Below are 21,450 nucleotides of genomic sequence, written 5' to 3'. Positions count from 1 at the left end.
GGTTATTGTTGATTTTGACTGATTGTTAAATAATTATTTAAGTGTTCTATTCCTTTAGGTGTACATATGCCACGCAAATGGTATTCTAAGTAATGGTTCATTAACATATGCATAGAAAAGTGCTCTAACGGAAACAATGTTTTGTCCTTTAAAGCCATCATACAGGTGAAATAAATCTTTGATACAAAAGTTATATTAATGTCCTCTCTAAAAAGTCCCATTTTTTTACCACGCTCTAGATTGCACCCAACGCAATCTTCCATAACACATAGTTGCTTTTCTTTGATTTCGTGATAAATTTTAGGATAGTATTTCTCTAACTGAAATTGAGGAGAAGACTTTTCGTCTTTTAAGTTTTTCATTAAAAAACGCTTTATCTCATAGATCTCTTCAATAGGGTTTTTTTCTTGGTCTCTAATGTCTTCAATTCCACTAGAAATGGTGTGGAACAAAAACATTACAGCTTCTTCAACCAAAACCGTTTTATTTTTAAAGTATTGGTATATCGTCTTCTTAGATATGCCTTTTGCATTGGCAATATCATCCATGGTTACGCTCTTAAAACCATAGTTTAAGAACATATCAACAGCAGTTTTTAAAATTTCTTGTTTCATAATTAAAGTGCAAATCTACACTGGGAAACTTTAAAAACAAAAAAAGTTTCCATGGTTTTAATAATTTTTTAACACAGGTAACATTGTTTTAAAATGTGTTGAAAGCATTATTTTTGCTTTTATGCAGAATATTGAAGCTTACCAAAAATCTTTTCTATCCTATCTAGAAGGTTTTACAGTTAATAAAGAGCCAAAGAATCTTTATGAACCTATAAATTATATTCTTAAGCTTGGTGGCAAACGCTTACGACCAGTCTTAACCTTAATGACATCAGAGGTTTTTGATGGTTCTGCAACAGAGGCCATGAATGCAGCTCTATCTGTTGAGGTATTCCATAACTTCTCGTTAATACACGATGATATTATGGACGATGCTCCGTTGCGTAGAGGAAAAGAAACGGTTCATGAAAAATGGGATTTAAATACAGGAATCCTCTCTGGTGATGCCATGCTAATTTTAGCTTACCAGTTGTTTGAAAATTATGAGCCGCAGATATTTAGAGCACTGGCAAAATTGTTTAGCAAGACAGCTTTAGAAGTTTGTGAAGGCCAGCAATACGATATTGATTTTGAAACCAGAGATGATGTTTCAATAGCAGAGTATCTAAAAATGATTGAGTACAAAACTGCCGTTTTGGTAGGTGCAGCTATGAAAATGGGTGCTATTGTTGCTAAGGCTTCAGAAGAAGATCAAAACTTAATTTACGATTTTGGACGTTTTCTTGGTGTTGCTTTTCAGCTTCAGGATGATTATTTAGATGCTTTTGGTAATCCAGAAACATTTGGTAAGCAAGTAGGAGGTGATATTTTAGAGAATAAAAAAACCTATTTATACCTTAAAACATTAGAGTTGGGTGACGATGCTGAGAAATCTAATTTATTAGAGGCAATGTCTAGCGCATCTATTGCAAACGAAGCTAAAGTAGAAAAAGTAAAAGCGCTTTTCAACACTTCAGGTGCTGCTGAAGCTACACAATTAGCTGTTAAGGATTATACCCAAAAGGCGTTTAGTGTACTAGAAAAGCTGAATATTTCTGACGATAAAAAGCAAATACTTCAATTGTTTGGTGAGCAATTAATGAATAGACGAGTGTAATGACTTTGCCTGTAAATTTTGAAGATTTAATTGTTGAGGCGAACAAATTAAAATTATACAAAAAGCTAATAGTTCAGCTTAACAAAGACTTGCTTTTTGCAAATGTAGATTTAGAGCTTAACGAAGACACGTTGCCTACAAGCCTTAAGTTGGTGCTGCAAGACACTGTTTTTCATCTTATACAACACAAATTTTCAGACTATCTCAATTTACTTTATCAAGTAGACGTTTCAGAAAATAAGGTTCGTTCACTAGAAACAGAAGATGTTGTAAAACTTTCAGAAGATATTACTTTTTTAATCTTACAAAGAGAATGGCAAAAGGTTTGGTATAAATCTAAATACTGAAATAATATGTTGGCTGAGCGTAGTCGAAGTCAAAACCAAAACCTCACAAAAGGCATCCAAGCTTGGTGTTGTATACTCTTATCTTCATCATAGAGCACGTCGTATCTTATTCCAAAAGTTACATTGCCACTTCTATAACCAGCTCCTAAAAACAGAGCAGGATACCAATAGCTGTCATCTACATTGCTTACAAACTGCTCATCGAAATCACGGTTTACATATAATTGTTCAAACTCTGTTGAGAGTTGTAGTTCTCTATAAGGATTAAACAAACCAATAACACTACCACCAACAACGGTAGATTTAAATACGTCGCGTTGAGAGCTGTACTGAAAATTTAACCCAACACCAGTAGCTACATAAGGGTTAAAGTTATATATGGCATTAGGAGCAATAGCACCACTGAAAAAACCGTTTCCAAAATTTAATCCAACTCCACCACCAAACTGAACGTTGCTCCAAAAAGTATTGTCATCAGTGTTACTTTGTGCATTTGAGGAAATCACAAAAAAACATAAAATAACGCTATTTAAAATTATTTTTTTGGCTGTCTTTATTCTATTTTTTATCATCTTAATAATTCTTAAATCCTTATTTGTTATAAATATAATAAAACGCTTAGTTTATCTACTAAAAGTTGTATTTTTGAAGAAATTTTGTTGAAACGACAACGTCTCGTAAAAATAATGGATAAATATTCCTTTCTCAACGCAGCACATACAGCATATTTTGCTGACTTATACGATCAATATCTTAAAAATCCAGATGCCATAGAGCCGAGTTGGCGTGCCTTTTTTCAAGGTTACGATTTCGGATCAGAAAATTATGGAATGGATGGTGAAATAGTAGAAGGTGTTTCTGCCCAAATTCCTGAACAACTTCAAAAAGAGTTTCAGGTTGTAAAACTTATCGATGGCTATAGAAACAGAGGTCACCTATTTACTAAAACAAATCCGGTTAGAGCCAGAAGAAAATACGCTCCAACATTAGAGATTGAAAATTTTGGTCTTTCCAAAAATGATTTGAACACTGTTTTTTCTGCCGGTGAAATCATAGGTATTGGTACATCAACTTTGCAAAGTATTATAGATCATTTAGAGCGTATTTATTGCGATTCTATTGGTGTAGAATATATGTATATAAGAAAACCAGAGGAAATTCAATGGATTCAGGAAAAACTGAATGTTAATGATAATCATCCTCAGTTTTCCCCAGATCAAAAGAAAAATATTCTAAGAAAATTGAATGAAGCGGTTTCTTTTGAAAACTTCTTGCATACCAAGTATGTAGGTCAAAAACGATTTTCTTTAGAAGGAAACGAATCTTTGATTCCTGCTTTAGACGCTATGATAGAAACAGCGGCAGAGTATGGTGTTAAAGAGTTTGTAATGGGTATGGCACATCGTGGCCGCTTAAGTACGCTTACAAATATTTTTGGAAAATCTGCTAAAGATATCTTTAGTGAGTTTGATGGTAAAGATTACGAAGAACAGATTTTTGATGGTGATGTAAAATATCACTTAGGTTGGACAAGCGATCGCGAAACCGATTCAGGTAAAAAGATAAACCTAAGTATTGCTCCAAACCCTTCGCATTTAGAAACTGTTGGTGCAGTTGTAGAAGGTATATCTAGAGCAAAACAAGATAAACCAGAAATTGAAGATGCTTCGCAAGTACTACCAATAGTAGTGCATGGTGATGCTGCTATAGCAGGACAAGGTCTTGTGTACGAAGTTGTACAAATGGCGCAATTAGATGGTTACAAAACAAACGGAACAGTACATATTGTAGTAAACAACCAGATTGGATTTACAACTAATTACTTAGACGCACGTTCTAGTACCTATTGTACAGATGTAGGTAAGGTAACCTTGTCACCAGTACTTCATGTTAATGCAGACGACGCAGAATCTGTAGTGCACGCAACTTTATTTGCACTTCATTTTAGAATGAAATTTAAGCGCGATGTATTTATAGACTTATTAGGTTATAGAAAATATGGTCATAACGAAGGTGATGAGCCTAAGTTTACACAACCTTTATTATACAAAGCAATTGCGAAGCATCAAAATCCTAGAGATATTTATGCAGAACGATTAATTGCTGAAGGTGTAATAGATAAGGATCATGTTTCAAAAATTGAAAAAGATTACAAGGATAAATTAGAAGAAAAACTTGAAGACTCTCGTAAAGTAGAAAAGACAGTTATTTCTCCATTTATGCACGAGCAATGGAAAGATTTTGATCGTGTAGATGAAGGCGAAATGATGAAGCCTGTAGATACAACAGTATCAAAAGAGCTACTTACAGACATTACAAAGGTTATTTCTAATTTACCAGAAGATAAAAAGTTTATCAGAAAAATTCAGCGTTTGGTAGAATCGCGTCAAACTATGTTTGATGAAGATAGACTAGACTGGGCAATGGCAGAGCATTTGGCTTATGGTTCATTGTTAGCTGAAGGTTTTAATGTTAGAATTTCTGGTCAGGATGTAGAGCGTGGTACTTTTTCGCACAGACATGCTGTTGTAAAAGTAGAGGATAGCGAAGAAGAAATTATCTTACTTAAAAATGTATCAGAAAACCAAGGACAATTCAATATCTATAACTCATTATTGTCAGAATATGGTGTTGTAGGTTTTGATTATGGTTATGCTATGGCAAGTCCTAATACATTAACCATTTGGGAAGCACAATTTGGTGACTTTAGTAATGGAGCTCAAATCATGTTAGACCAATATATATCTTCTGGTGAAGATAAATGGAAAACATCTAACGGATTGGTAATGCTGTTACCTCATGGTTACGAAGGTCAAGGTGCAGAGCATTCATCTGCTCGTATGGAGCGTTACTTACAGTTGTGTGCAAAAGACAATATGTTTGTTGCAGACTGTACAACACCAGCCAATATGTTTCATTTGTTGCGTAAGCAAATGAAAGCCAACTATAGAAAACCTTTAATAGTTTTTACTCCTAAGAGTTTATTACGTCATCCTAAAGTAGTATCTGCTGTAGATGAGTTTGCAACGGGTAGTTTTCAAACAGTAATAGATGATGCAAGTGCTAATGTAGATAAGGTAAAAACATTAGTGTTTGTAACAGGTAAATTTTATTACGACCTTTTAGAAGAACAAGAAAAATTAGGTAGAGAAGATGTTGCTTTGGTTAGAATAGAGCAATTATTCCCATTACCAGCAGAAGAAATAAAAAGCATATTAGGTAAATATAAGAATGCAGATGATGTTGTTTGGGCGCAAGAGGAACCAAGAAATATGGGAGCTTACAGCCATATGATGATGCATTTTGATGACGCAAGAACATGGAGAGCTGCTAGTAGAAGACCTTATGGAGCACCTGCAGCAGGTAGTTCTGTACGTTCTAAAACAAGACATCAAGAAGTTATCGATTATGTTTTTGATAAAAGCAAGAATAACCAAATAAGAAGTAAAAAATAATTAAACCAAAAAAGGGTTAAATACAATAACGCATGATTTTAGAAATGAAAGTGCCTTCACCAGGCGAATCAATTACTGAGGTAGAAATTGCAGAATGGTTAGTAGAAGATGGTGATTATGTAGAAAAAGACCAAGCTATAGCTGAGGTTGATAGTGACAAGGCAACATTAGAATTACCAGCAGAAGCCAGTGGTACAATTACTTTAAAGGCTGAAGAAGGCGATGCTGTTGCTGTTGGGCAAGTTGTATGTTTAATAGATACAAGTGCTGCAAAGCCAGAAGGTAGTGAGAGTGTAACTTCTTCTAAAGAAGAAAAGAAAGAAGAAGCACCTAAAAAGGAAGAAGCAAAACCTGCTGCTACTGAATCTAAAACTTATGCTACAGGTACACCAAGTCCTGCTGCTAAAAAGATTATTGATGAAAGAGGACTAGATGCCAATGCAATAAAAGGTACTGGCAAAGATGGTCGTATAACTAAAGATGATGCAGTAAATGCTGTACCATCAATGGGAACTCCAACAGGTGGAAACAGAGGAACTTCTCGTAGCAAAATGTCTATGTTACGTCGTAAAGTAGCAGAGCGTTTAGTTGAAGCTAAGAATACAACAGCAATGTTAACGACTTTTAATGAAGTTAACATGACTCCAATTTTTGAATTACGTAAGCAATACAAAGAAGAGTTTAAGGCAAAACATGGAGTAGGTCTTGGTTTTATGAGTTTCTTTACTTTGGCAGTAGTAAGAGCATTAAAATTATATCCTGCAGTTAATTCTATGATAGATGGTAAAGAAATGATTTCTTACGATTTTGTAGATGTAAGTATTGCAGTATCTGGACCAAAAGGACTTATGGTTCCGGTGATAAGAAATGCTGAAAACTTAACCTTTAGAGGTGTTGAAGCAGAAGTAAAACGCTTAGCCTTAAGAGCCAGAGATGGTCAGATTACGGTAGATGAAATGACAGGTGGTACATTTACCATTTCTAATGGTGGTGTATTTGGTAGTATGTTATCTACACCAATTATAAACCCTCCACAGAGTGGTATTCTTGGTATGCATAATATTATAGAAAGACCAATAGCTGTAGATGGTAAGGTTGAAATTCATCCAATGATGTACGTTGCTTTATCTTATGATCATAGAATTATTGATGGTAGAGAATCTGTAGGTTTCTTAGTTGCTGTTAAAGAAGCGTTAGAAAATCCTGAAGAATTATTAATGGATAACAATCCTAAAAAAGCTTTGGAAATGTAATTACCTCGAGTTTTTTATAAAGCAAAAAAGCGCAATTATATATTAATTGCGCTTTTTTTTTGCTCCTAACTACATAGGTAACTAACTAAAATTAACTAAAAAAATTAACAGCTATATTCGCTGAGATGACTATTACAGAGCTAACAATTAATAGAATCATAAATATTTTATCTCTTTTGGAGGTATTATCTTTCATTGTGTCCATGATATTTCAATTTTAAAAAAGCCCTGAGTGTTTGCGTACTACTCAGAGCTTTTGAGAATATAGCCTCAGGCTTTTGATTAATAGCACTGTAAAATTGCAAATAATTGTAATACAATACTATACGTAACCTTACGTATTTTTTGATTTTTTTTTGAAAAAAAAAGAGCCTTGGAAAACTCCAAGGCTCAAATAATCCCCTAAGAACTAATTAATAGCTCGTTATTAACCCTTAATTAATAACAGTGTAAATTTCCGAAATAATATAATACCATAATATACGTAACCTTACGTATTTTTCAAGAAATGTAGTTTTGGTTCTCTTTTGCCCAAATTAATAGACTATTAGGTGTTTTTTCTATATCTAACTTTCTGATAATGTTGCTTTTATGTTTCTCAACAGTTCTCGGAGAAACGTGTAATTCTTCTGCAATTTCTTTTGCAGTCTTGTTTTCAACAATCAATTTTAAGATTTTTAGCTCCGTTTTTGTCAAATCGTTTAACGCTTCCGGACCATTATCTACTTCTATATACGCTAAAAGTTCTGGACTAAAATAAGGCTGATCTTTTGTAACAGCGTTAATACAGTTTTCAATTTCGTCTAAAGCAAACTCTTTTAATACATAGCCATAAACACCTATAGATTTTGCTTCGGTGTAGATTTTCTCATCCTTTTCAAAAGTAATGAGTACTATCTTTGTTTTAAGATTGGCTTTTTTGCATTTTTCAGCAATTTGCAAACCTGTAAAAAAAGGCATTTTAATATCTAGAATAGCAATATCTGGAGTATGAGCTTTTATTAATGCCAAAGCTTCTTTGCCATTTTTTGCACTGGCAAGGACATTGTATTCTTTTTCGTGTAAAAAATCTTGAAGCCCTTTTAGTACTAAAGGGTGATCATCTGCTATTATAATGGTAGGGTCCATAAGGGTATTACTAAGGACTATAAAAATAATAATAATCTTTTGGTTAAGAAATATCTTTCAACTTTAAGTAAAGGTATTTCTTGTCGTAGTCAATAATAGCTTTTCCTTTCTTTAAAATATCTGCACCAATAATACCATCTATAGGATCTGCATTATGATTAACGAGTCCAGTGTTAACGTGAGAAAGATTAAAAAGTATTAAAGCCACTCTGTTTTTCTTCCATTTTCCAATTTTTAAATTGTTGGATTTAGAAATCTGCGTAGTCATATTAGAAGCGCCAGCACCAACGGCTTTTATTTCAGAGTCTTTTACTTTAAGATTAAAGCGTTCTATGGCCTCAAAACCAACGCAGCTGCTAGAAGCTCCAGTGTCTAAAATAAAGCGACCTTTAACTCCATTAATAGTAGCTTTAATTTCAAAATGATTTGTTTTGGTCAATTTCAGCTTTATCTTGGAGTAGCCTTTATTTAGAAGAAAGTCTTTTAACGTTTCCATTTTCAAAATTTGTGTAAATATAATACACTAAACGATTATTTTTGCCAAATGATTATAACGGACACTCACACACATTTATATAGTGAAGCTTTTGATGAAGATAGATCAGCTATGATTCAGCGTGCTTTAGATGCTAATGTTTCCAGATTTTTTATTCCTGCAATAGATTCTACATATACAGCATCGATGCTGCAACTCGAAAAAGATTTTCCAGAGCATATATTTTTAATGATGGGATTACATCCTACACATGTAAAAGAAAATTATAAGGAAGAGTTAGCACATGTTGAAGACATGTTATCTCAACGAAAATTCTATGCCGTTGGCGAAATAGGTATTGATTTGTATTGGGATAAAACTACACTAGATATTCAAATTGAAGCATTCAGGCATCAGATACATCTTGCAAAAAAGTATAAGTTGCCAATCGTTATACATTGCAGAGAGGCATTTGATGAGATTTTTGAAGTTTTAGAACAAGAAAAATCAGATGATCTTTTTGGAATCTTTCACTGCTTTACTGGTACATTAGAGCAAGCGCACCAAGCCATATCCTATAATATGAAGTTAGGCATAGGTGGAGTAGTAACCTTTAAGAATGGAAAAATAGACCAGTTTTTAAATAAAATCGATTTGCAACACATTGTGTTAGAAACCGATTCTCCTTATTTAGCACCAAAACCATATCGTGGTAAACGAAACGAAAGTTTATATATTAATAAGGTATTAGAAAAATTAGCAGAACTTTACACTATCAGTGTCGAAGACATTGCTGACATCACAACCAAAAACTCAAAACACGTATTCGGTATATAAACTATGCAAAACCCAAACATCTTATTAGTATATACAGGCGGAACAATAGGTATGATAAAAGATGCCGATACAGGAGCATTACGAGCTTTTGATTTTGATAGCATCTTAACACGTATTCCAGAAATTAGACTGCTGGATTGTAATATAGAAACCATTTCTTTTGAAGAACCAATAGATTCCTCTAACATGAATCCTAAGTTTTGGGCAGATATTGCACAAATTGTAGAGGTCAATTATCAGTCCTTTGATGGTTTTGTGATACTGCATGGAAGTGATACTATGAGTTATTCTGCTTCAGCTTTAAGTTTTTTGTTAGAAAATTTAGAAAAGCCAGTCATCTTTACAGGATCTCAATTACCAATAGGAGACCTAAGAACAGATGCAAAAGAAAATCTAATAACCTCCATACAAATGGCGTCTTTGCAACAAGATGGTTTACCTGTAATACGAGAAGTAGGACTTTATTTTGAATACAAATTATACAGAGGTAATAGAACAACTAAGATAAATGCAGAGCATTTTGAAGCTTTTGAGTCTTTTAACTACCCTAATTTAGCAGAGTCTGGAGTACACCTTAATATTAATAAGGAGTATTTATGGAGATCAAAATCTACAAACCAGTTGGTGGTTCGTACAAATATGAATACCAATGTAGGTATTCTAAAATTATTTCCAGGTATATCTAAAGCTTTTGTTGAAACAATACTAAACAGTGAAACCTTAGAAGGATTAATCCTAGAAACCTATGGTGCAGGTAATGCAACAACCGAAAAATGGTTTGTAGAATTGTTAAAAAAAGCAATATCAAAAGGACTTCATATTGTTAATGTATCGCAATGTGCAGGCGGAAGTGTTAATATGGGTCAGTATGAAACCAGTTCTGAGCTAAAATCTATAGGAGTAATTTCAGGAAAAGATATAACCACAGAAGCAGCAATTACTAAATTAATGTACCTTTTAGGAGAGAAAATACCTACTTCAGAATTCAAAAAAACATTCGAAACATCACTACGTGGCGAATTGACCTAAAATTAACGATACAAATTTTAGTGTTTGAAGTTTTTTTTGTTATTTGGCACACCGTAATTTTTGTCAAAATTTACAGAGAGGTGGCCGAGTGGTCGAAGGCGCACGCCTGGAAAGTGTGTATACTCCAAAAGGGTATCGAGGGTTCGAATCCCTTCCTCTCTGCATAGATTTTAGGCGATTTTTACATTATTTTTTTTATCTTTAACACTTTAACTAATAAAATTAAGATTAAGAACAATGAAAAGATTATTTTCTATTCTTGCCATAACATGTTTAATGGCTATCGGAACTGTTAATGCCAATGCAACAACATTAGCAACTACAACAGCAACTATTACAACTCTAACTCAAGATGCTGACGAGCCAGCAGGCGAAGAATTGAGTTTCCATCAAGAATTAAAAAAGCGTTTTATTGAAGGTGGCCCAGGCTTTATGGGTATTGTATTATTATGTTTAATTCTTGGTTTAGCAATCGCTATAGAAAGAATTATCTTTTTAAACCTTTCAACTACAAACACTAAAAAATTAACTCAAAATGTGGAAGATGCATTAGCATCAGGTGGTATAGAAGCTGCTAAAGAAGTTTGTAGAAACACAAAAGGACCAGTTGCCTCAATATTCTATCAAGGTTTAGATAGAGCTGACGAAGACATCGATGCTGCTGAAAAAGCTGTTGTAGCTTATGGTGGTGTACAAATGGGTCAGTTAGAAAAGAACGTTTCTTGGATATCATTATTCATCGCATTAGCACCAATGCTTGGTTTCATGGGTACGGTAATCGGTATGATTCAGGCCTTTGATAAGATTGAAGCAGCAGGTGATATGCAGCCATCATTAGTAGCAGGTGGTATTAAAGTAGCACTTTTAACAACAGTATTTGGTCTTATTGTGGCTATTATTCTTCAAATATTTTACAACTACATCATCGCTAAGATCGATAGTATTGTAAATGATATGGAAGATGCATCAATTACATTGATGGACTTATTAGTAAAGCACAAAAAATAAAAAAGACCAAATTTAAATTATGTTACACAAAATATTAAAAATAGTAGCTGCTGTACTAAGTCTGGTAGGGATTGTATCCTTAGTTAGAATTATTGCAGCTGGTGATGAGGCTATTGAGACAGGCGAAAAAGCCGGTCTCGTAGAGCCAATGGCCTGGGCAGCTTACATTACATTAGGTATTGTAATCTTATTTGTTGTAGTTTTTGTTATCAAAAACCTATTTACAAATACTTCAGGACTAAAAAATACGTTAATCGGAGTAGGAGCTTTTGCTGCTGTCTTAATTATTTCTTATGTGGTATCTGGTGGAGACACTAAAGCATATAAGTTACAAGATGGATTGGCAACAGACGGACAATCTCACATGGTAGGTGCTGGTTTAACAGCGTTCTATGTGTTAATCGTAGTTGCTGCATTAGCAATGATTTACGCTTCTGTAAAAAAAGTAATAAGTAAATAATAAGGTATGGCAAAAAGAGCAGCACCAGAAGTTAATGCAGGTTCAATGGCTGACATTGCCTTCTTACTACTAATCTTCTTCCTGGTAACAACTACCATAGAAAAAGATAAAGGTTTATTAAGAAGTTTGCCACCTATTGACGACTCTGAAGTTGAACCACCTATTATTAAACAAAAGAACTTATTTACTGTTCTTATAAACCGTAATAACCAATTGCTTGTAGAAGATGAGCAAATGGAATTAAAGGATTTAAGAAAAGCAGCTATAGAGTTTTTAGATAATGGTGGTGGTACAAACCCAGCAGGTGAAAGATGTGATTATTGTAAGGGTAGTAGAGACGAAACTTCGTCTGATCACCCAGAAAAAGCAATCATATCTATGAAACACGATAGAGAAACGTCTTACGAGAAGTATATAGATGTACAAAACGAACTTGTTGCAGCCTATAACTTCTTAAGAGAGAGAGAAGCTAAACGTTTGTTTGGTAACTTAAAAGAATACCAAGGGGTAGAGAAAGTTTATCAGACTATGTTAGAAGAAAAAGAGAAGAATCAATTTAGTAAGGATACTATTCTCAATGCACGTATAGAGGACATTAAGAAACTATTCCCTATGAAATTGTCTGAAGCAGAACCAGATAAAAGTTAAAAAGTAACAATTATGTCAAAGTTTAAAAAAGGAAAACAAGGAGACTTGCCAGCGATTTCAACGGCGTCTTTACCTGATATTGTATTTATGTTACTTTTCTTTTTCATGGTAGCAACCGTAATGAGAGATAGCTCTCTAATGATTAAGAACAGTTTGCCTAGTGCAGACCAGGTTGAGAAGCTTAAGAAAGACAGAACAGCTTTTATATATGCTGGTGAACCTAGTGAACAATTTAAGCAATTGGGTACTGAGCCAGTTATACAATTTAATGACAAAATCATTAAAGTAGAAGAAGTACAAGCTAGTGTTCGTGCAGCTCAAGATGAGTTAGTAGAAGAGTTAAAACCAAAATTTGTAGTAGGTCTTAAAGTAGACAAAAACACTCATGCTGGTTTAGTTTCTGATATTAAGCAAGAGCTTAGACAAGCAAATACATTAAAAGTAATGTATATAGCTAACGCTAAAGCTGAATAAAAATAGTCTTAATTTTTATATATAAAACGTCCTGAGTAATCAGGGCGTTTTTGTTTTATATACTATAAAGATTTTGTAGTTTTATCTTTATGAAAAATACCATTTTAGTTGTTTTATTCATTACTAGCTTTATCAGTTTTTCACAAAACAAAACAGATAAAGAGAAATCTGAACTTTATAAAAACTATCGTGAAGATCAGTTTTATATATCAGTCACCTATAATCTACTTAATGAAAAGCCTGCTAATGTGAGTCAAAGTGGTTTTTCATCAGGCTTCCATTTAGGATTTATTAGAGACATGCCTATCAATAAAAAGCGAACTATAGCATTAGGTCTAGGTTTGGGCTTATCTACTAACTCTTTTAATCAGAATATCGCTATTACAGACGCTAATAATAAAGTTTCGTTTAATGTAATAGATGAAAGCGAAATAAATGTGTCTAAAAATAAGTTTACAACTTATCTTATAGAAGTGCCTTTTGAGTTGAGATGGAGGAAGTCTAGACCTACCAATTATAGCTTTTTAAGAATTTATCCTGGTTTTAAATTAGGTTACCTTTTTTATAATTCTACAAAACTAAAAAGTGATCAGGGCAGTACAAAACTATCTAATATTGATGAGTTTAACAGACTTCAATACGGTTTAACTCTAAGTGCAGGTTATGGTACGTGGAATATACATGCGTATTATGGCTTAAACCCTATTTTTAATAATTCTTCAAAATTAGATGGTGCTGCGTTAAATCTAACGGCTTTTAAAATCGGCTTAATGTTTTATATTCTATAGCCAATATTTCATAAATAATAATTGAGGAAATAGTCCTGTTATTAAGCCAATTATAAGCTCTTGATTAGTATGAGCTTTAAGGTGTAAACGAGATGTTGCTATGGCACCAATGATTATCATCATTAAAGCAATAGTACCATTAATATTAATTTGGTAGTGTAAACCAACCGCAATTGCAAACATAAAAAAGCCAGAAGCCGCAATCATGTGTATGCTGGCTTTAACTTTAAAAATGGCCATGATAAAACAGGCCAGAGTAGAACAAAGAATGCCTAAAAAGAAATAATACAGCTCTACAATTTCATTTGGTGTTAAGACACGTATTAAAATTAAAGTAATTATTACGCAATTAATAAATAATGGAATTAAGCGCTCTTTAGTGCTCTTTAGATATATAGAATCTACTTTATTAACGGTTTTAAGCAAAAAGAACAATAAAATAGGAAGTATTATTGTAAGAATAACTATTGAGAAAATTTTAGCATTCTGAATAGGTTTTGGTATATATCTAGGTGTTTTATGAAAATAAAACATAACACCAAGCAGAGGCATTATCAAAGGATGAAAAACAAAGGATATACTTTTTAAAAGAAAATTTTTCATCCAAATATTATAGTTCTTTTCTCAATCTAGCAACCGGAATATCTAATTGCTCTCTGTATTTTGCAACGGTACGTCTGGCAATAGGATAACCTTTTTCTTTTAAAATTTTAGAAAGCGCTTCGTCAGTTAAAGGTTTCTTTTTGTTTTCTTCTTCAATTACAGTTTCTAAAATCTTTTTTATTTCTCTTGTAGAGACTTCTTCACCTTGATCGTTTGTCATGGATTCAGAGAAGAATTCCTTGATTAATTTTGTTCCGTAAGGTGTATCAACATATTTACTGTTTGCCACTCTAGAAATGGTTGAAACATCCATTTCAATCTCATCTGCAATATCCTTTAAAATCATAGGTCTTAGCTTACGCTCGTCGCCAGTAAGAAAGTATTCTTTTTGATAGTGCATTATGGAGCTCATAGTCACAAAAAGTGTCTGCTGACGTTGCCTTACAGCTTCTATAAACCACTTTGCAGCATCTAGCTTTTGCTTTATAAAGAGCACAGCATCTTTCTGCGCTTTAGATTTCTCTTTGGTGTCCTTGTAACCTTTAAGCATGTTGCTATATTCTCTAGAAACATGTAGCTCTGGTGCATTTCTGCCATTAAGGGTAAGTTCTAGTTCGCCATCAACAATTTTAATAGCAAAATCGGGTACAATATGCTCTACAATTTTGTTATTACCAGCATAAGAACCGCCTGGTTTTGGGTTAAGGCGTTCAACTTCTTCAATAGCATCTTTAAGTTGTTCTTCATCAATGCTAAACTTTTGCATCAACTTCTTGTAATGCTTTTTTGTAAACTGTTCAAAAGCCTTGTCGATGATCTTACTGGCTAATTCTACATCTGGATTTTGCTCTTTTCTATTTAGCTGAATACTTAAGCACTCTTGCAAATTACGAGCACCAACACCTGCAGGATCTAGTTGTTGAACCACCTTTAGGACTTTTTCTACCTCTTCTTCAGATGTGTAAACATTTTGAGTAAATGCTAAATCATCTGTAATATCAGATAAAGAACGTCGTATATAACCACTTTCATCTACACTGCCGACTAAGAAATAAGCAATTTCCTCTTCTTGTTCAGATAGTCTAAATGTATTAAGTTGATTGATTAAATGTTGCGTAAACGATGTTCCGGCTGCATAAGGCACACTTTTTTCTTCATCGTCTGAGCTATAATTGTTGGCTTGAGTTCTGTAGTCTGGTATTTCATCATCACTAAGATACTCGTCGATATTAATATCATCAGCCTCAATAGAGTCATTATCGTTGTAATCGTCAATAGAGTTATCAAACTCATCAAAATTATCATCAGAAGGCTCATCTTTTCCAGTATCTAACGCAGGATTTTCTTCAAGTTCTTGTTTTAAGCGTTGCTCAAAAGCTTGTGTAGGAAGCTGAATCAACTTCATAAGTTGAATTTGCTGAGGAGACAGCTTCTGGGATAACTTAAATTGTAAATACTGTTTTAGGGACATTGAAATTTCTGTTGAATATAAAAGTAAGAAAAAAACCTGTGAGGTAACTTATACCTTACAGGTTTAATATTATTTTTAGAACTCTGCGTTTTGCGGTGTTCTTGGATAAGGAATTACGTCTCTAATATTACCCATTCCTGTTGCAAACATTACGAGCCTTTCAAAACCAAGACCAAAACCAGAGTGTACAGCTGTACCATATTTTCTAAGATCTAGGTACCACCATAATTCTTCTTCTGGTATATCTAGTGCTTTCATCTTTTCTTTAAGAACATCTAAACGTTCTTCACGCTGAGAGCCACCTACCATTTCACCAATGCCTGGGAAAAGGATATCCATTGCTCTTACGGTTTTTCCATCTTCATTTAAGCGCATATAGAAGGCTTTAATGTTAGCAGGATAATCGAATAAGATTACAGGACATTTAAAGTGTTTTTCAACTAAATAACGTTCGTGCTCAGATTGAAGATCTGCTCCCCATTCTTCAATAATATATTTAAATTTCTTCTTCTTGTTTGGTTTACAGTTTCTAAGGATATCTATAGCTTCGGTATAGCTTACACGTTTAAAGTTGTTTTCTACAACAAACTTAATTTTATCTATTAAGTTCATTGGGCTACGCTCTGCTTGAGGTAGCGACTTTTCAGCATCTTGCAAACGCTTGTCTAAAAACTCTAAGTCTTCTTTGTTGTTTTCAAGAACGTAGCTTAAAACAGACTTCATAAAATCTTCTGCTAAATCCATGTTGCCAGCCAAGTCCATAAAAGCCACTTCTGGTTCAATCATCCAGAATTCAGCTAAGTGACGAGACGTGTTTGAATTTTCTGCTCTAAAGGTTGGTCCAAAGGTGTATACTTTGCCTAAAGACATTGCAAAAGTTTCAGCTTCTAATTGTCCGGAAACGGTTAGGTTGGTTTCTTTTCCAAAGAAATCTTCTTTATAGTTTACATCACCATCTTCTGTTAATGGTGGATTTTTAGGATCTAGAGTGCTTACTCTAAACATTTCACCAGCACCTTCTGCATCACTACCAGTTATAATTGGTGTGTGCATGTAATAGAATCCATTTTCGTTAAAATACTTGTGAATAGCAAAAGATAACGAAGAACGTAAACGCATTACAGCACTAAATGTGCTTGTTCTTGTACGCAAGTGAGCGTTTTCTCTTAAAAACTCAAACGTGTGTTTTTTGGGTTGAATAGGATAAGTTTCAGCATCAGAGTCACCTAAAACTTCAAGTGCCTTTACTTGTATTTCTACCGATTGTCCTTTTCCTTGGCTTTCTACCAATTCTCCAGTAATATGAACAGCAGCACCAGTAGTGATGCGCTTTAGCAATGCTTCATCAAAATTTTCAAAATCTACAACACATTGAATATTATTTATGGTAGAACCATCATTTAAAGCAATAAATCGGTTAGCTCTAAACGTTCGTACCCATCCTTTTACGGTAACATCTTGTAAGGTCACATCTTGTGAAAGCAGTTCTGCTACAGTTTTTGTTGTCATTTTTTAAATATTTTGAATGCTAAGATAATTTTTATTCTTTGTTTTTTGAGTTCTCGTCGGAATCATCTTCCGAAGGAATGATATCTATCGTTGGTTTACGCAATACTTCCTTGTTGGCAATATTACGTTCTAATGATAATAATAGCGATGGTAATAACAATAAATTAGATAACATGGCGAACAATAATGTTATTGAAACCAAAGCTCCTAAAGCTACAGTACCACCAAAACTAGAAATGGTAAATACAGAGAATCCGAAGAACAGAACAATTGAAGTGTAAAACATACTTACTCCTGTTTCTCTTAACGCAGCGTAAACCGATTTTTTAATCTTCCAATGGTTGGCTTGCAATTCTTGTCTGTATTTTGCCAAAAAATGAATGGTATCATCTACCGAAATACCAAAAGCGATACTAAAGACTAATATTGTTGAAGGCTTTATAGGTACACCTAAATAACCCATTAAACCAGCTGTAACTAACAATGGTAATAGGTTAGGGATAAGTGATACAATAATCATCCTAAACGAACGGAACAAATATGCCATAAATAGCGATATAAGTATAATGGCAAGCGTTAATGAAATAACTAGGTTTCTTACAAGGTATTTTGTGCCTTTTTGAAACACTAAAGCTTTACCTGTCATAGTAACTTCGTAACGCTCTTTAGGGAAAACTTTATCTATTTTATTCTGAAGATTTTCCTGAATACGTTCCATTTTATCCGTACCAATATCTTTCATAAAGGTAGTAATACGTGCATATTGCCCTGTGCTGTCTACAAAATTCTTAAGTAAATCTACATCAGAAGATGAGTTTTTAGCATAAGACAAAATGAAACTGTTTTCTTGGCTGGTTGGTAATTGGTAATATTTAGGGTTGCCGTTAAAGTAGGCTTGCTTACTATATTTTACCAAGCTTACCACTGAGATTGGCTTAGACAATTCTGGTGTTTCTTCAATAAGTTCTTCAAGCTCATTAATGCGTTTTAAAGTCGCCAATTTCATAACGCCTTTTTTACGCTTAGTATCTACCATTATTTCTAAAGGCATTATGCCGTTAAACTCTTCTTCAAAAAAACGAATGTCTTTAAAAAATTGTTTGTCCTTTGGCATGTCTTCAATCAAACTACCAGATATTTTCATTTGATTAATACCAATCATACTTGCCATGATGAGTATAAATGCAGTAACGTAAATGGTAATACGTTTGTGTTTTACCATGCGTTCCATCCAATCTACAAAACCACCAATCCAACGCTTATTTAGGTGTTCTAAATGACGCTCTTTCGGATATGGCAAAAACGTGTACATTATCGGAATGATAAGTAAACAAAGAATGAAAATTGCCAGAATACTCAGTGATGCTACGATACCAAATTCCTTTAGCAGTTTGCTTTCGGTTAAGATAAACGTTGCAAAACCAGAAGCGGTAGTGACATTAGTCATTAAGGTAGCATTACCAACTTTGGTAATAACACGTTGTAGCGACTTTACTTTGTTACCATGCGATTTTACTTCGTGCTGATATTTATTAATTAAAAAGATACAGTTAGGTATACCAATAACAATAATTAATGGTGGAATAAGAGCCGTAAGCACTGTAATTTCATAACCAAGTAAACCAAGGATTCCAAAGGTCCACATTACACCAATACAAACAACAATCAGTGATATAAACGTAGCTCTAAAAGACCTAAAGAATAAAAAGAAAATTAACGAAGTCACAAACAAAGCTGCTCCAATAAAAATCGGAATTTCGTCAACAATGTTTTGAGAATTTAATGTTCTAATGTAAGGCATACCAGACACCTTAATATCTAGCTTAGGATGTTTTGCTTCAAATTCTTGTATTCTTTTTTCAAGAATATTTATAATAAAGTCTTTTCTGGTAGACGTATTAACGATGTCTTTCTTTAGGTATATTGCAGTTCGAAGTGTCTTGTTTTCTGCATTAAACAAAAAGTTATCGTAAAATGGATATTTCTTAAAAAGGTCTTCTTGTAGTTTGTTTATTTCATCAAGACTAGATATAGAATCTTTTATGAACGGAACTAAATCAAACTGTTTCTTTTCGTTGTTCTTTACCAGTTTTTGAAGATCTTTTATTGAAAGCACTGTTTCAACTTCGTCATAAGGTTTAAAGGACTCTGCAAGGTTGTTCCAGGCATTAAACTGATTAACCGTAAATACGCTAGAATCTTTAACTCCTAAAACAATGAGATTGCCTTCTTCACCAAAGACTTCGAGGAAATTATTGTAGGTTAGGTTAACTTCATGGTCGTCAGGTAACATGTTAGCTTCTGTGTAAGTAAAGCGCATATGTTTCCATTGCATGCCTAAGAACACAGTCGTCGCAATTATGACTAAAAGAATGAAGATTTTATTACGAAGAATAATCCTTGCAACACCTTCCCAAAATCCTGTGGTCAATAGTTTAAACATGTATAATTTTCTACCTCTTTAAATAGCAAATAATGCCTTAATTTGAAACGAGCCGCAAAGGTAGAAAAAACCTAAGGATTAGCTAAGGAATTAACACTAATATAATAGTTGAAATAAATAGGATGAATACAGAAATAGCCTAATAGAAATTACGGTTAGACTTTTTGCTTTTCATCCGTCTTTTGTATTGCCATTTCCACGTTAATTTATGCCAATAGCGTTTAATTTTATTGTGACGCCAATTAATATTAAATTTTACGTCTTTCTTAGCCCAAGGCGGCAAAGGTATTTTAATACTAAATGGAGGGTACTCACTAACTTTATAATTTAGGTCTGAGTCATTTCTAAATCGTCTAGAACAAAGTAACCTAACAATGGTTTTCTTTTTGGATGATTTGTAAACTTCCATATCAATCCAAAGAGGAACTAATCCAGAATCATATAATAAATCTACAGTTCTTGTTAATGGTTGGTGTTTTCCTTCAAGCGTATTAATTTCTCTTAATCTCTTTAATTCATCATTATTTAAATGATTACTTATTAATCTTGAGCTTGGTTCAATTAGATATTCAACATTATTAGAAATAGAATTTTTGACTGAGTTACTTGTAAAATCAATCAGTCTTTTAGTAGATTCTATTAATCTATATTGAAATTCCTCTTTGTTCACGACTATAGATTAAGTCGCAGGATTAGGAATAGCAGCATGAACATTATTGATAGCTTTTAGCACATCATCTGATAGTGTAATATTGATGCTATCAATATTTTCTTCAAGCTGTTCTATGTTTGTTGCTCCAATAATACTACTTGTTACAAAAGGTCTTTGGTTAACAAATGCTAAAGACATTTGTGCTAAGGACATGCCGTTATCTTCAGCTATTTGTAAGTAACGTTTTGTGGCTTCTGTAGCCTGATCACTGCTATATCTAGAAAATCTTGGAAATAATTTTAGTCTTGCATTATCTGCAGCCGAACCTTTAATGTATTTACCAGATAAAACGCCAAATGCCATTGGAGAATAGGCTAGTAAACCAATGCTTTCTCTGTGAGCAATTTCTGCTAAATCACCTTCAAAAGGTCTACATAACAGAGAATATGCATTTTGGATGGTAATCATTTTTGGTAGGTTGTTATGCTTAGACTCTTCTAAGTAACGCATGGTTCCCCAAGCTTTTTCGTTAGATAAACCTACGTGTTTTATTTTTCCAGATTTAATAATTTCATCGAGATTGTGTAAAATTTCGTTGAAATTATCTTCCCAACCATCATTAGTATTATGAACATAATCTCTTACGCCAAATGTGTTTGTGTTACGTTCTGGCCAATGCAATTGGTATAAATCTATGTAGTCTGTTTGTAAGCGTTTTAGACTATTGTCTACTGCTTCGTTTAATGCTTGTTTGCTAAAACCAGTAGTTCTTATGTGAGCAGTATAATCGCCAGGACCAGCAATTTTAGTAGCTAAAACAACCTTGTCTCTGTTTCCTGTTTTGGCAAACCAGTTACCAATAATACGTTCTGTTTCTGCGTAAGTTTTTGCTCCTGCTGGTACAGGATATAATTCTGCAACATCAAAAAAGTTAACGCCTTTGTCTAAAGCCAAGTCCATTTGGGCAAAACCTTCGTCTTGAGTGTTTTGATTGCCCCAAGTCATGGTGCCTAAACATATTTTACTAACTTTTATATCTGTATTTGGTAAGGTTGTATATTTCATAAAAAATTAAATTTTGTCATTCTGAACTAGTTTCAGAATCTTATAGAGCATTTGCACTATCACTACTACAAAAATAAGAAGACCTTTCATGTTGT

21 protein-coding genes and 1 tRNA gene are annotated in these 21,450 nt (G+C 33.6%); 12 read left to right on the top strand and 10 right to left on the bottom strand.

The genetic code is table 11. From position 1 onward, the window contains the following. Window positions 1-2: 2 nt before the first annotated feature. Window positions 3-614: a TetR/AcrR family transcriptional regulator gene (locus P7122_RS09145; RefSeq protein ID WP_278005485.1), complete on the bottom strand. Its 612-nt coding sequence runs from the start codon at window positions 612-614 to the stop codon at window positions 3-5. A gap of 121 nt (window positions 615-735) precedes the next feature. Between P7122_RS09145 and P7122_RS09140 the strand changes: the two genes are divergently transcribed. Both P7122_RS09140 and P7122_RS09135 read left to right on the top strand, forming a co-directional pair. Beyond that, window positions 736-1,710: a polyprenyl synthetase family protein gene (locus tag P7122_RS09140; RefSeq protein WP_278005484.1), complete on the top strand. Its 975-nt coding sequence runs from the start codon at window positions 736-738 to the stop codon at window positions 1,708-1,710. Next, window positions 1,710-2,057, top strand: a complete 348-nt coding sequence (locus P7122_RS09135) for a hypothetical protein (protein WP_278005483.1) — start codon at window positions 1,710-1,712, stop codon at window positions 2,055-2,057. Before P7122_RS09140 ends, P7122_RS09135 begins: the two co-directional genes overlap by 1 nt. Window positions 2,058-2,086: 29 nt before the next feature. Here P7122_RS09135 and P7122_RS09130 read toward each other — a convergent pair whose 3' ends face one another. Beyond that, complete coding sequence (locus P7122_RS09130; RefSeq protein WP_278005482.1) at window positions 2,087-2,629, bottom strand: alpha-ketoglutarate decarboxylase; 543 nt, start codon at window positions 2,627-2,629, stop codon at window positions 2,087-2,089. 114 nt (window positions 2,630-2,743) lie between these two features. Here P7122_RS09130 and P7122_RS09125 point away from each other — a divergent pair, with 114 nt between their 5' ends. Together P7122_RS09125 and odhB are read left to right on the top strand one after the other, a co-directional pair. After that, window positions 2,744-5,512 carry a 2-oxoglutarate dehydrogenase E1 component gene (locus P7122_RS09125; protein WP_278005481.1) on the top strand — a complete coding sequence of 923 codons (2,769 nt, stop codon included), beginning with the start codon at window positions 2,744-2,746 and terminating at the stop codon, window positions 5,510-5,512. Window positions 5,513-5,544: 32 nt separating this feature from the next. Continuing rightward, window positions 5,545-6,765: a 2-oxoglutarate dehydrogenase complex dihydrolipoyllysine-residue succinyltransferase gene (gene odhB / locus P7122_RS09120; RefSeq protein WP_278005480.1), complete on the top strand. Its 1,221-nt coding sequence runs from the start codon at window positions 5,545-5,547 to the stop codon at window positions 6,763-6,765. A gap of 501 nt (window positions 6,766-7,266) precedes the next feature. On the opposite strand, the gene P7122_RS09115 is transcribed toward odhB, so the two are convergent. Both P7122_RS09115 and P7122_RS09110 read right to left on the bottom strand, forming a co-directional pair. Further along, window positions 7,267-7,893, bottom strand: coding sequence for a response regulator transcription factor (locus tag P7122_RS09115; protein WP_278005479.1), 627 nt, complete (start codon window positions 7,891-7,893; stop codon window positions 7,267-7,269). 43 nt (window positions 7,894-7,936) lie between these two features. After that, window positions 7,937-8,389: a retropepsin-like aspartic protease family protein gene (locus P7122_RS09110; protein ID WP_278005478.1), complete on the bottom strand. Its 453-nt coding sequence runs from the start codon at window positions 8,387-8,389 to the stop codon at window positions 7,937-7,939. A 48-nt stretch (window positions 8,390-8,437) separates the two neighbouring features. Between P7122_RS09110 and P7122_RS09105 the strand changes: the two genes are divergently transcribed. The 8 genes from P7122_RS09105 to P7122_RS09070 all read left to right on the top strand — a co-directional run bounded on the left by P7122_RS09105 (window position 8,438) and on the right by P7122_RS09070 (window position 13,612). Continuing rightward, window positions 8,438-9,205, top strand: coding sequence for a TatD family hydrolase (locus P7122_RS09105; protein WP_278005477.1), 768 nt, complete (start codon window positions 8,438-8,440; stop codon window positions 9,203-9,205). Window positions 9,206-9,208: 3 nt separating this feature from the next. Continuing rightward, the gene (locus P7122_RS09100) at window positions 9,209-10,234 is read left to right on the top strand and encodes an asparaginase (RefSeq protein WP_278005476.1); all 1,026 of its coding nucleotides are present in this window, start codon (window positions 9,209-9,211) and stop codon (window positions 10,232-10,234) included. A 74-nt stretch (window positions 10,235-10,308) separates the two neighbouring features. Continuing rightward, window positions 10,309-10,396, top strand: a tRNA-Ser gene (locus tag P7122_RS09095). Between the two features lie 75 nt (window positions 10,397-10,471). Then, window positions 10,472-11,242: a MotA/TolQ/ExbB proton channel family protein gene (locus P7122_RS09090; protein ID WP_278005475.1), complete on the top strand. Its 771-nt coding sequence runs from the start codon at window positions 10,472-10,474 to the stop codon at window positions 11,240-11,242. Between the two features lie 19 nt (window positions 11,243-11,261). Further along, the gene (locus P7122_RS09085; protein ID WP_278005474.1) at window positions 11,262-11,702 is read left to right on the top strand and encodes a hypothetical protein; all 441 of its coding nucleotides are present in this window, start codon (window positions 11,262-11,264) and stop codon (window positions 11,700-11,702) included. Window positions 11,703-11,708: 6 nt separating this feature from the next. Then, window positions 11,709-12,350: an ExbD/TolR family protein gene (locus tag P7122_RS09080; protein ID WP_278005473.1), complete on the top strand. Its 642-nt coding sequence runs from the start codon at window positions 11,709-11,711 to the stop codon at window positions 12,348-12,350. A 12-nt stretch (window positions 12,351-12,362) separates the two neighbouring features. Continuing rightward, window positions 12,363-12,824 (top strand): ExbD/TolR family protein, encoded by a 462-nt coding sequence (locus P7122_RS09075; RefSeq protein WP_278005472.1) that lies wholly within the window; start codon window positions 12,363-12,365, stop codon window positions 12,822-12,824. Window positions 12,825-12,913: 89 nt separating this feature from the next. Then, window positions 12,914-13,612: a porin family protein gene (locus tag P7122_RS09070; protein WP_278005471.1), complete on the top strand. Its 699-nt coding sequence runs from the start codon at window positions 12,914-12,916 to the stop codon at window positions 13,610-13,612. Here P7122_RS09070 and P7122_RS09065 read toward each other — a convergent pair. The 6 genes from P7122_RS09065 to P7122_RS09040 form a co-directional block, all read right to left on the bottom strand. Continuing rightward, window positions 13,607-14,215, bottom strand: a complete 609-nt coding sequence (locus tag P7122_RS09065) for a hypothetical protein (protein WP_278005470.1) — start codon at window positions 14,213-14,215, stop codon at window positions 13,607-13,609. The two genes, P7122_RS09070 and P7122_RS09065, sit on opposite strands and share 6 nt — an antisense overlap. A gap of 7 nt (window positions 14,216-14,222) precedes the next feature. Continuing rightward, the gene (rpoN, locus tag P7122_RS09060; RefSeq protein ID WP_278005469.1) at window positions 14,223-15,686 is read right to left on the bottom strand and encodes an RNA polymerase factor sigma-54; all 1,464 of its coding nucleotides are present in this window, start codon (window positions 15,684-15,686) and stop codon (window positions 14,223-14,225) included. A 75-nt stretch (window positions 15,687-15,761) separates the two neighbouring features. Then, window positions 15,762-17,195: an asparagine--tRNA ligase gene (gene asnS / locus P7122_RS09055; protein WP_278005468.1), complete on the bottom strand. Its 1,434-nt coding sequence runs from the start codon at window positions 17,193-17,195 to the stop codon at window positions 15,762-15,764. Window positions 17,196-17,226: 31 nt separating this feature from the next. Next, window positions 17,227-19,638, bottom strand: a complete 2,412-nt coding sequence (locus P7122_RS09050) for an efflux RND transporter permease subunit (RefSeq protein ID WP_278005467.1) — start codon at window positions 19,636-19,638, stop codon at window positions 17,227-17,229. A gap of 139 nt (window positions 19,639-19,777) precedes the next feature. After that, on the bottom strand, window positions 19,778-20,308 hold the full coding sequence (locus tag P7122_RS09045; protein WP_278005466.1) for a hypothetical protein: 531 nt from the start codon (window positions 20,306-20,308) through the stop codon (window positions 19,778-19,780). Between the two features lie 9 nt (window positions 20,309-20,317). Continuing rightward, a complete protein-coding gene (locus P7122_RS09040) occupies window positions 20,318-21,355 on the bottom strand; it encodes an aldo/keto reductase (protein WP_278005465.1) in 1,038 nt (345 codons plus the stop codon). Between the last annotated feature and the right edge of the window lie 95 nt (window positions 21,356-21,450).

The organism is Winogradskyella marincola, from assembly GCF_029624125.1.
GTDB classification, from domain to species: Bacteria; Bacteroidota; Bacteroidia; order Flavobacteriales; family Flavobacteriaceae; genus Winogradskyella; species Winogradskyella marincola.
The sequence above is the reverse complement of the archived record's forward strand: the minus strand, read 5'-3'. Positions and strand labels throughout refer to the sequence as shown.